This window comes from Streptomyces sp. SAS_270 (assembly GCF_052543295.1).
The window spans coordinates 76707-87853 of sequence record NZ_JBMNDS010000018.1 but is presented as its reverse complement, the minus strand read 5'-3'; the positions used below and the strand labels follow the sequence as shown (position 1 = coordinate 87853).

Genomic DNA, 11147 nt, shown 5'->3' with positions numbered 1-11147 from the left:
GGCGGAGAGTCCCGTTCCCCGCCCCACTGGGTGGTGTTCCAGGTCCGTTCGATATATCGAATGCTGTGCGACATGCTGTGCGGAGATCTACGGTAGAGGACTGACTGCTGATGTCAATGACACGGGAGAGACCGCGAAGGCTGGTTGCGGGAGCGCTCCCATGGCACCATGGCGCGGCTCCGCCAGGAGAGGCGGGGCAGAGCCGTTTCGTCGAACGGAGACCCCCCGCCATGGAGACCCTTGGACATTCATTATTGACGTGTACACGTCGCCTCTGCGTCGTGTTGGCGGTCTGGGCGCTGGGCGCGGCCCTGGCCGTGGTGCCCGCGTCCGCACGGCCGCACCTGCCCGCGGCGCAGACGGCACCGGCCGTCGCTGCGGCGAAGAGCGTGTACATTCCGCCCAGTTGGGCGGCGACCGGCGAGGTTGCCTGGACGCAGAACCGCACCAGGGAATCGGCCGACTTCGTCCTGCTGTGGGGCGAGAAGTCGGGCACCGATCCCAAGTCCGCCCCGGCCGACTACCGGTTCGATCCGGACAACATCCTCAGCCAGCTGGAGAACCTGTACGCCTTCTACGTGAACACCATGAAGTTCACGCCGGAGACCGGGTTGCTCTCCCAGTACAAGATCGACGTGATCATCACCCGGACCTGGAACCGCACCGAGCTCGACGCCTGGGCCACCGGCGGTTCGGCCGACGGCAGGGTCGGCGTCATCAACATCGCGCCGGCCGCGGCGCAGCCCGGCTCCTGGGGTCTGGCCCACGAACTCGGCCATGTCTTCCAGAACTACACCTTCCTCGGCAAGGGCGGCGACGCGGGCCTGACCGACCCCTCGGCCGGAACCTTCTGGGAGACCGGCGCCGAGTACATGGCGATGCAGGTGTACCCCGACGGCGGCGCGGGCGACCTGACCCGGTTCCTGCGAACCGAGAACCTGGCGTACTCCTCCAGTCGCCACCACTACGGCAACTGGATGCTCATGCAGTACCTCGTCGACAAGTACGGCGGGATCCAGACCTTCAACAACATCTGGAACCAGGCGAAGAACACCGAGCACCCGCTGGAGACCTACCGGCGCATCAACAACCTGACGCAGTCTCAACTCAACACCCGTATCGCCGAGTACGCCCAGCACCAGGTCACCCTCGACTACTCCAACCGTTCCCACTTCATGCCGTTCGTCAACAACGTGTACGGCGCGGGCTTCATCAACGCCTACAACGGCGTCCCGGTGAACGCCGTGAACCAGTCCGCCGGTCACTACGCGATCCCGGACGCGCTCGCGCCCTCGGACTACGGCTACAACAAGATCAAGCTGGTGCCGTCGAGCGACGGGGCACTGATCAAGCTGCATTTTAAGGGGCATGCCAATGCGTCGGCCGGGTCCGGTTGGTCGTACGGGTTCGTCGCCGTGAGCAGCGGCGGCACACCCCGCTACGGCGCCGTCTCCGCAGGCCCCGACGGTCAGATCAGCTTCCAGACCCGCTCCGGCGAGAAGGATGTGTACCTCGTCGTCACCGGCACGCCGAGCAGCGTGCACCACTACGGATACCTGGACGGGTTCACCAAGAACTACCGCTACCCGTACGAGTTCCGGATCAGCGGGGCCACCCCGTCCGGCTACGAGCCCGGCTACCAGAAGCCGGCCGCGACCGGCGGCGGTCACTGGCACTCCAACGGCGGCGGCTGGGTCGACAACAGCGCCAACGTGGCCGCGTCCGTGTACGTCGGGCCGCGCGCGGCCGTCTTCGGCTCCTCGACCCTGACGGGCAACGTGCGCGTGGAGGGCCTGTCGTGGGTCAACTCCGGCGCCACGATCAGCGACAACGTCGTGGTCAAGGACAGCGCGATCGTGCAGGGCGGCGCCCGTCTGTCCGGCAACCTCGTCCTCGGCGGGGACGCCGAGAGCTGGATCACCTGCTCGTCCGGAACGTATCTGATGTTCAACCCCGACCGGGGCTGTGACGGCCGGGGCGGCGAGAGCGACATCAATCCGTCGTACGGCGCTTTCACGGACCAGGAGCTCGCGATCACGATCTGAGTGATCACCGCCGGCACGGCTCTTCGGGTGTTCGGCGGTGACCACCGGGCGGCGATGACTCCGCCCGCTCGTCGCAGTCTGTATTCGTAGTGAAGGAACGAGGACCGCCACCTGCGAGCGGAGTGATCGCCATGACCGGTAACAGAGCTGAGGCGTTGGCACGTCTGGACGTCTTCGTCGGTGAGTGGAGCGTGGAGGCGCACTTTCCCGGCAACCCGCCGGCACCGTCCGGCACGACCGGCGACGGCCCAAGGGTGAGCAGCCGGTTCGCGTGGACCCTGGACGGGCAGTTTCTGCTGCAGCGCACCGAGATTCCGGTCCCCGAAGCACCCGACAGCCTGACGCTCGTCGGCACCGACCTGGAGACCGGCGCGTACACGCAGCACTACTACGACTCCCGCGGTGTGGCCCGCCTGTATGCGATGACCCTCACCAACGGCGTATGGACGCTCACGCGGGAGTCCCCCGACTTCACCCCTCTGGCCTTCCGGCAGCGCTTCGTCGGCACGTTCAGCAGGGACTCGCACACCATCACCGGCGCCTGGGAAACAGGCGACCTCGACGGCGGCCCGTGGGAGCACGACTTCGCTCTCATCTACCGCAGGAACTGAATCAGCCCTCGCTTGAGGGTAGTTGCGTACGGACGCAGTTCATTCTGCCTCCGTACGTCCGGTGCACACCTTCGTCCCGGTTCGTGTCCGTCGAACCCCGTTGGGGCAGCCTTCACGCTACTGGGCCCCGTTGCCCAGGGCGGCCTGACGGCGAACGCCGGCGCGTGCTGAGTCAAGTGCGGTCGTGAGCAGAGGGGGAGTCCCATGGTTCAGTTGATCAGGTTTCGAACGGAGGACGGCGGCGAGGCCATTGTCGAGATCGGCGACGACGAGCCCGGAGTCGTCTCCGTCTCGCGAGTGGGCGACGCCGTCCGGGAAGCGACCGGCTCTCTGGAGGCAGGGCTGGACCGAATCCGGAGCGTCGCACAAACCACGCTCAGCCGACTGATCGATCTGCCCCGTCCGCCGCAGGAAGTCACCGTCGAATTCGGCGTGCGGTTCAACGCGGAAGCAGGGGCTGTCATCGCCCGCACGGAAGCCGAAGGGCATCTCACGGTCTCCATGGTCTGGCACGGCCCGACCGTGTCCCCGCAGCCGCCGACAGACCTCCCTGAATAGCGGATCCCGCTCGTACACTGGACGTACCTGCGGGTGCGGGGGACATGCGGGACGCTCCGGGGAGACGATCGCGGTGGGGCCGGAACGAGGTCAGGTTCGGGTGCTGTCTCCGGACGGCGCATTATGGGGGGCGGGGGTCCTGGTCGCCCCTGAAGGGGCCACAGTCCACGTACTGACCTGCGCCCATGTCGTCACGGCCGCGATCGGAGGCCCCTCCGGGCAACTACTCGTCGACCTCCCCGGACGCGCGTGGTCCGCCACGGCCCGACTGCTCCCGGACAGCTGGTCCCCGGCGCCCGCGTACGACCGTCCCGTGCCCGGCGCCGACTGCATGCCCGGCGCCGACTTCGCCGTTCTGGCCCTCGATGCCCAGCACCCTCAACTCCCCCGCGGGTGCGGCCCGTTGCCCCTTGCCCAGTGCGACCACCCGAGCGGGCAGCGCGTTGCCGTCATCGGCTATCCGCGCGGAGTCCCGGCCGGGCTCATCGCCACCGCCCGGCTGACGGGAGGCGGCGGGCCCTGCCCCGACTGGGTTCAGCTCGACGGGCTGCGTGCCACCGGCGCCCTGGTCGAGCACGGCTTCAGCGGCGCGGCCGTCTGGGACCCGGCCCGGCAGCGGGTCATCGGCCTCATCACGGCGGCCCACACCGACCGATCCACCAAGGTCGCCTGGATGCTGCCCGTGGAAGTCGCCCTGCACCTGTGGCCACCGCTGGTCGGCGCCGTTCGTCCCCCTGGCCCCCGGCCCTGCACTCCCCCACCGCTGGAACACCAGTACGAGCTCGCCGACGCCCTGCTGGACGTCCCGCAGATCGGCTACGACTCCGGGCGCGCTCTGCGCTCCGCGCTCCCCGCCGCCGTCCGCCGCAACATCCCCGACCACGCTTTCCCCCGCCAACAGCTGCAGGCCGTTGTCCAGACCTGCACCGACCATCACGAGGGCTGTCCGATCCTGCGTGCAGCCGTGCTGAACCTGGGCGGCGGTTCGGTGTCAGCACACAACGCATTGGAAATACTTGACCGCATCTGCTGTACGGGCGAGCAGCGATCGGGGGGCGGTGGATGACAGGTCAGGGGTCCACGGCGGACACCGCGCACCGGGGACTACCGAAGTATCTGGTCGACGCGGCGCAGCGCGTGAGCTGTCTGGACGACCCGGCCACATTGCGTCTGCTGATGCACAAGTTCAGCCTGGAACCGGGTGCGGTCATGGAAACCCCGGTCGCCACCTCGCAGCGAGGAGTGCTGGTCCGGCTGATGGACGGCCTGTGCAGACGGCCCGGCGGGCTGACCCCGCTCGTGGAGGCACTGGAGGTGATCGACGGCGACACCGTGGCCGTTAGGGATCTGAAGGTGGCCGCCGCCGTCTGGGAGGTCGATCTCCTCAGCCCGGAGGAGTGGGAAGAGCTCTTTCGCCTGCTGGACGGGGTAAGGGTGCCCAACCTCCGTCAGTGGTACGCGGAGTTCCTTCAGGAGCGACCGCATGTCGTGCCGCCTGCCCAATGCACCGAACCCTGGGCCGCCTTTCTGCACGCGGCGACCCTCAATGCCCGTCCCGGCAAGTCACTGCCCTGCTTTCAGCTCCTGCGCCGACTGGCCTTCGCCGCCGACGGTGAGCGTCAGTTGGCGATCATCGACTGGGCCGATGTCCACGACCCGCACCCGTCGGCCGACGACGAGGCCGGGCCGCTGGCCGCCGCGAGGCTGTCTGTCGACGATACGGACGTATGGAGCCCCACGGACTACCTGATCATCCGGCTGAGGCCCCTCCTCGACTGCGGCGTGGCGAGCCTGACGATCCTTTCCCACTGGTGGCGTGTGCATCCCGGCGGGCAGCTGCGGGGCGCCGATCGGCGCATCGAGCTCGACCAGGCGGAGCGAGAGGTGCGCAACCTGATCCGCGAGGCCGAGAGCGAATGGGCCTATTGCGTCAAGTCCGAACTCGCCATTGAGTTCGTACTGCCCTGGGAACTCCTGCACCTGCGAGTCGAACGCTGGTGCAAATGCGCCCTCCGCGGCACCGGCGCCGTGCTGGGAGAACGTCACCCCGTCGTCGTGCGCAGTCTCGACCGACTCGAACGGCGTGATCTGCACGGCTGCTGGGGAAACAGATGGGATGCCTTTTCGGAGGGCCGCGCGGGACGAGTCCACTGGTTTCCGGAAGACGGCGTCGCACACCTGCTCTCCGATCCGCCACCCGCGGTGGTCGTGCTGAGCAGCCCACCCAGCGACACGAACGAGCTGGGTGAAGCCCTGATAGCCGGGGTTCCGGTGGTCGTCTGGGACCGGCGGGGAGGCAGGGATCCAGCCTTTCGCGCCGCGTTGCGCGAGGTGTTGAGGAGCAACGATCCACGGCGATTCCCAGGCGTGGTCAAGACGTTGCGCATCACCTCCAGGGACGGAGATTCTGAAGGCGACCTCGTGGTGGGCCGTCATATCGCTCTGCTGTGGGACGACCCGAACCGACTCCCCGTCGCCCCCAGTGACAGCGACGGTCCCGGCCACGGACGATCGGGCGAAGAAAGGAACACATGACTCCTTCCGACGGCGCCCCGACATCGGCTGCGGGACCGGACGACGGCCCATGGCCCCGCTGGTGGATCTATCGCGGCACCGGAGAGCCGCTGCACGGCACCACCCTGGGTGAGCAGCTGCCCCCGCCACCGCCCTGGCGGCGGTTCGACGGCGGGCCGGCCCTGCCGAGGCCGCCCGACGACGAGGCGGAGACCGTGCGCCGACTGGGCACCTACCACCACCCCTCCAGAAGGCTCTCCGAATTCACCCGCAACGAGGCCGATTTGGTCAACGCGGCCTTGCTGCTGCGCCGTCCACTTCTGGTGAGCGGACGCCCCGGCACCGGCAAATCCAGCCTCGCGTACCGGATCAGCCGCGAGTTACGTCTGGGCCGCGTCCTGCGGTGGCACATCACCAGTCGCTCCACGCTCCAGCGAGGACTCTACGAATACGACGCGATCGGCCGCGTCCAGGACACGGCGGCACTGCGGGCGGCAGCCGGCGACGAAGGTCCCGAGGAGCGCCCCGTCCCACCCGGATTGGGCGACTACATACAACTCGGCGCACTGGGTACCGCGTTGCTGCCCCACGAGGAACCGCGCGTCCTGCTCATCGACGAGCTGGACAAGAGCGACCTCGACCTCGCCAACGACCTTCTCAGCGTCTTCGAAGAGGGGTTCTTCACCATCCCGGAGCTGCTGAGGGCCCGGCGTCGGAATCCCGTCGTACGCGTACTGACCGACGACCCCGAACGCGAGGCGGAGATCACCGGGGGCAGGGTCACCTGCCGGGCCTTCCCTTTGGTCGTCATGACGTCCAACAGCGAACGCGAGTTCCCGCCTGCCTTTCTGCGCCGATGCCTTGTGCTCACGATCCCCGATCCCAGCCAGGACGATCTCGCCGACATGCTCGCCGCGCACTTCGGCGACGAGACGACCCGGCAGCTCGGCGGCGACCTCATCGCACGGTTCCTCGAGCGTAGCCGGGAGCGCGGCGGCCTCGCCATCGACCAACTGCTCAACTCGCTCTACCTGGCGACATCCAAGAGCACCGGCGGCCATGACGGGTCCCTGCTGGAACTCGCCGAAACGGTATGGCACCGGCTCGACGGGACGGGGCCCGGAATGACGCCGCCGTGACCGGGCCCACGGACGACCCCGCCTCGCTCCCGTCCTGGCTGGAACTGATGGACGCGATGTACCTCGCCGCCTGCCAGGACGCGGCCTCCCCCTCCCCCGGTCCACGTCCTTGCGAGGAGGCGCCACCGCCTGGACCGAACGGCGACACGGTCTGGCGACACGTCGACGCCATGCCCCTCGTGCCCATCGGCCCGCCGAACGCCGAGCCGGGCCGCCGGCCCGGTTCAACCGTCGGCCCGGGACAAGCAGGCCGGGACCCCGGGGAGGGACAGGCGGGGAGCGGCACTTGGCCGACCCCCGAGCAACTTCCCGGCAGCCTCGCACTGGGGCGGGCGCTCAGACCCCTCCGTCTTCGTCGCCCCGCTCCCAACACCTGGGAGATGGACGAGGAGCAAACCGCCGAGCAGGCGGCGTCCGACGGATTGTGGCTCCCGGTGCGCCGTCCCATCGACGAGCGTCGGCTCGACCTCTGGCTGATCGTGGACGACAGCCCGTCGATGGCCCTGTGGCAGGACGTCGTCCGCATGCTCCAGGCGTTGATGGAGCACACGGCCGCCTTCCGCAAGATCTGGACGTCCCGTCTCGACATCGCGGCGGCAGGTCCGGCGGCGCGCCGTCGGGGGGACGCCATCGGCCGCCGAGGTCGCCTCCAACCGGGACCGGACTGCCTGGTGCTGGTCGTCACCGACGGCATGGCCTCCGCCTGGCGTGACGACGATGCTGCGGCCTTCCTCTACACCACCGCTCGGGCGAGCCCCACCGCCGTACTCAGTCTGCTGCCGCAGGAGCTCTGGGAGTTCACCGTGCCCAGCGCCGTCCGGGCTCGTCTGAGCGTTCCGCAGGCGGCAGTGCCCAACCGGCTCTTCCGATTACTGCGCACCGGCAACTCCGTCTCGGGGCTCAGCACTCCGCCGCCTTCACGCTCGGGCAGAGCCGTGCCAGTCCCGATACTGGAACTGACTCCGCGCTCGCTCGGGCGTTGGGCTCGACTCGTCGCTTCTCCCGGTGGCCGCCACGACACGGCCGTCCTGCTCGCCGGCCGGGGGCGTGACCTCGGAGCGCACACGTCGCTCTACTCCCTCACCACCCGCCCCGCCCCGAGTCCGGAAGCCCGGAGCCTCAAGACCGGGCTCGCCCCCGGAAACACCAGCAGTCCGGCACAAGAGGCGGTGGCCCGATTCATCGCGACAGCCTCTCCGACCGCGTTCGCGCTGGCACGCCGGCTTGCCGCGGCACCGCTCAACCTTCCGGTCATGCGGCTGATACAGCACTCGATGCCCGGTGCGCAGGCCTGGAACCTCGCCGAGATCATGCTGTTCGGCCTCCTGCAACGCACCGACGACGGCGCCGTGGAAAGCGTAGAGGCCGTCGATCAGGTTTCGTTCGACTTCGCCGACGGGGTGCGCGAGGAACTGCTGGGGCTCGGCACCCGGGCCGAGACGATGGGTGTGCTGCGGCAGGTCTCGAACCATCTTGCCCCGCGTCTGGCATCCTCAATGCCCGGCGGGGACCTTCTCGTCAACTGGCGCGCCGACGCGGCGGATCCACCGGTCGACGACCGGACCCGGCCATTCGTACGCCCCCTCCACGCAGCCCTGTGCGCCTTGTCCGGGCCCTATCTGAAGCGCGCCGTCCAACTCAAGCGGCTGCTCCACGAGCCAGGGCAGACCCTCCTCCCGTCATCTCCGGCTCCCAGAGCGACAGATGACGAACGATCCGCTACGGTTTGCGCCACTTCGTCCCCGCTCCTATCCCCAGGAGGCTCCGTGTCGACCCCATCGCAGCCCGCCGCCCCACCTCCGCGGCTGTGGGGGAACGTGCCCCAGCGCAACCGGAACTTCACCGGCCGCGAGGATCTGCTCACGCAACTGCGACAGCGACTCGCCACCGGCGTCACCACCGCCGTGCTGCCCGAAGCCCTGCATGGCATGGGCGGCGTCGGCAAGTCGCAGATCGCCATCGAGTACGTGTATCGAAGCAGCAAGGACTACCAGCTCATCTGGTGGATTCCCGCCGAACAGACCAACCTGATCGTCCAGTCGCTCATCGAACTGGGAGACCAGATGGGGCTGCGGGCCGGCGCCGACCGCGCGGCCGTCCCCGCGGTCCTGGAGGCTCTGCGCGTCGGCGAGCCGTACGCGAACTGGCTGCTGGTCTTCGACAACGCGGAAAACCCCCATGAGGTACGGCAGTTCTTCCCCAAGGACGGACCAGGACGGGTCATGGTCACGTCGCGCAACTCCCAATGGTCGAGTCTGGCCAGTTCACTTGAGGTCGATGTGTTTGCACGTGAAGAGAGCATCACCCTGATCAAGCGGCGCAGCCCGGAGATCGCCGAGGATGCCGCCGACCGACTGGCCGACGCGCTGGGCGACCTGCCGCTCGCCGTGGAGCAGGCCGCCGTATGGCTGGCCGAGACGGGCATGCCGGTCCATCAGTACTTGGACCTCTTCGAGACCAAATACACCGACCTGCTGCGTGTGGACCCGCCCGCCGACTACGACCTTCCCGTCGCGGCGGCCTGGAACGTCTCCCTCGACCGACTCCGCGAGGACCACCCCGCCGCCCTCCAACTGCTCCAGGTCTGCGCCTTCTTCGCCCCCGAGCCGATCGACTGGGACTTCTTCTCGGCAGTACGAGGCGTCGCCGCCCCCTCCGCCCTGCGCGCGGCCCTGGACGACCCGATCAAGCTCGCCCGAGCCGTTCGTGAGGTCGGGCGGTACGCTCTCGCCCGCCTCGACCACCGCAGGTCCACCATCCAGGTCCATCGCCTGGTGCAACGCGTCCTCATCGAGCAGATGAACGGCCACGAGCGCGCGGAAATGCGGCACTGTGCCCACGAGATCCTGGCCAACGCCGACCCCAGGAACCCGCAGCGTTCTTCGGAATGGCCTCGCTATTCGGCCCTGCTGCCCCATGCCCGCGCCTCCCGGATGGTCGAATGCGAGGACCCCTGGGTACGGGAACTCGTCCTGAACGAAACCAGGTTCCTGCTCGCCCGCAGCGACTACGCCGAGGCGCTGCCGGTCGCCGAGGAAGCGGCGGGCATGTGGCGACGGCTGCTCGGTGACGACCACGAGCACGTGATTTCGGCGGACCAGGTCCGGGCCCTGGCGTTGCGCTGGCAGAACCGCTACGCCGAGGCCTACAGCCTCCAATCCGAACTGGTCACACGCTGCCGTCGGGTCCTGGGCGAACGCGATGAGGCCACGCAACGTGCCCTGAGCGTGCTGGCGATCCTGCTCCGGCTGCGGGGCGACTTCTACCGCGCCCGCGAGCTGGATCAGCAGGCTTACGAGACGACGCTTCGCGAGTACGGTGCGGACGATGTCGGCACGCTGCAGACCGCGCACAACTACGCGGTCAGCCTGCGTCTTGCCGGCGACTTCGAAGAGGCGTACCGGCTCGACGAGGAGATCTACGAGCGCCGAGTCGAAGTGATCGGTGACGACCACCTCCAGACCCTCAACAGCCTGCACTCCCTCTACATCGACCTCCAGGAGCTCGGCCGCTATCAGGAAGCCCTGGAGGGCCAGGAGAGGCTGCGGGACCTCATGCTCGGGATGCTGGGCGAGGAGCATTCGCTCACGATCTGGGTGTCCCGAGAGCTCTCGGTCACCAGGCGCAAGGTCGGCGACCACCAAGGCGCACTGGAACTCTCCTCGAAAGTGCTGGAGGTGCTCCGCAGAAGGTCGGCGGACGAGTCGCTGGAGAACGTACGCGCCGCACTCAACCACGCCACCGATCTACGCCACGCCAACGACCTGACGGCGGCTGTCGAACTCGGTCGGCAAACTCTGGCACGCTGCCGTCGTCTTCTGGGTGAGGAACATCCGCACAGCTACGCCGCCGCGGTCAATCTCGCGGTGCCCCTGCGCCTGCTCGGCCAGGTCAACGAAGCCCACGAGCTCGACGAGGAGGCCGTGAACGGACTCAGCAGATGCCTCGACGCGAACCATCCACGGACGCTACTGGCCCGAACCAATCTCGCCAGTGACCTTTCCGAACTCGGTGAGATCCGACAGGCCTGCGAGCTGGATCGGACGCTGCAGCGCGTGAGCGCCGAGCGCCGGGGCGAGAACCACCCGGCGACCCTGGCGATCACGCTCAACCTGTCGTACGACCTCAAAGCCCTCGGGGAGACCACCGAAGCAACAGGCCTCTACAACACGGCACTTGCCGCCTACCGCACGGTGCTGGGGCCCGACCACCAGGCCACCAGGGATGCGATGAGTTCGATGCGCGCCAATCGCGACATCGACCTGCTGAGCATCTGACCC

Annotated in this window: 7 protein-coding genes; all 7 read left to right on the top strand. The window is 68.4% G+C overall.

Translation table 11 applies throughout. The annotated features are described in order from the left end of the window. Window positions 1–281: 281 nt before the first annotated feature. Window positions 282–2045 (top strand): DUF6055 domain-containing protein, encoded by a 1764-nt coding sequence (locus ACN6LB_RS15285; protein WP_445026285.1) that lies wholly within the window; start codon window positions 282–284, stop codon window positions 2043–2045. A gap of 131 nt (window positions 2046–2176) precedes the next feature. After that, window positions 2177–2656, top strand: coding sequence for a hypothetical protein (locus ACN6LB_RS15280; RefSeq protein ID WP_445026284.1), 480 nt, complete (start codon window positions 2177–2179; stop codon window positions 2654–2656). Window positions 2657–2860: 204 nt separating this feature from the next. Next, on the top strand, window positions 2861–3214 hold the full coding sequence (locus ACN6LB_RS15275) for a CU044_2847 family protein (RefSeq protein ID WP_445026283.1): 354 nt from the start codon (window positions 2861–2863) through the stop codon (window positions 3212–3214). Between the two features lie 73 nt (window positions 3215–3287). Continuing rightward, on the top strand, window positions 3288–4280 hold the full coding sequence (locus ACN6LB_RS15270; RefSeq protein ID WP_445026281.1) for a trypsin-like peptidase domain-containing protein: 993 nt from the start codon (window positions 3288–3290) through the stop codon (window positions 4278–4280). Further along, window positions 4277–5749 carry a VMAP-C domain-containing protein gene (locus ACN6LB_RS15265; protein ID WP_445026280.1) on the top strand — a complete coding sequence of 491 codons (1473 nt, stop codon included), beginning with the start codon at window positions 4277–4279 and terminating at the stop codon, window positions 5747–5749. Before ACN6LB_RS15270 ends, ACN6LB_RS15265 begins: the two co-directional genes overlap by 4 nt. Beyond that, window positions 5746–6867, top strand: a complete 1122-nt coding sequence (locus ACN6LB_RS15260; protein WP_445026279.1) for an AAA family ATPase — start codon at window positions 5746–5748, stop codon at window positions 6865–6867. Before ACN6LB_RS15265 ends, ACN6LB_RS15260 begins: the two co-directional genes overlap by 4 nt. After that, the gene (gene fxsT, locus ACN6LB_RS15255) at window positions 6864–11144 is read left to right on the top strand and encodes an FxSxx-COOH system tetratricopeptide repeat protein (RefSeq protein ID WP_445026278.1); all 4281 of its coding nucleotides are present in this window, start codon (window positions 6864–6866) and stop codon (window positions 11142–11144) included. Before ACN6LB_RS15260 ends, fxsT begins: the two co-directional genes overlap by 4 nt. Window positions 11145–11147: the final 3 nt, after the last annotated feature.